The organism is Aeromonas sp. S16(2024) (genome assembly GCF_041403065.1).
In the GTDB taxonomy this organism is placed as follows: domain Bacteria; phylum Pseudomonadota; class Gammaproteobacteria; order Enterobacterales; family Aeromonadaceae; genus Aeromonas.
The window spans coordinates 1-566 of record NZ_JBGLQX010000065.1 but is presented as its reverse complement, the minus strand read 5'-3'; the positions used below and the strand labels follow the sequence as shown (position 1 = coordinate 566).

Below are 566 nucleotides of genomic sequence, written 5' to 3'. Positions count from 1 at the left end.
CAGCAACTTGAGATCGAGATGGTCACTCTCGAAGAACTTGTCCCCCAAGACCACCTCCTGCGCAAAATCGACAAGTTCATCTCTTTTGACTTTATTCGCGACAAGGTGCGCCACTGTTACTGCCCCGACAATGGCCGCCCCGCCGTTGACCCCGTCGTCTTCTTCAAGATGCTCTTCATCGGCTATTTGTTCGGTATCCCCAGCGAGCGCCGCCTGGTCCAGGAAATTCACCTCAACGTCGCCTATCGCTGGTTCCTGCGGATGCGGCTGACCGACAAGGTCATCGATGCCTCCACCTTCAGCCAGACCCGTCGCCGCCGCTTTGCCGACTCCTCCATCTATCAGGAAATCTTCGACGATATCGTCAATCAGGCCATGGGCTACCGGATGGTGGGTGGCCGGGTCCTCTATACCGACAGCACTCACCTGAAAGCCAATGCCAACAAGAAGAAGCTGACCGAGGTCGAGGTCACTATCACCCCCAAGGCATATCTGGATGCGCTGGAGCAGGCGATCGATGAAGACCGCGAGCAACATGGTAAAAAACCGCTGCGCCGCCAGGTAAA

Annotated in this window: 1 protein-coding gene; it reads left to right on the top strand. The window is 56.5% G+C overall.

Translation table 11 applies throughout. The annotated features are described in order from the left end of the window. On the top strand, positions 1 to 566 hold a 566-nt coding region (locus ACB030_RS20340; protein ID WP_371162267.1), incomplete at both ends, for a transposase.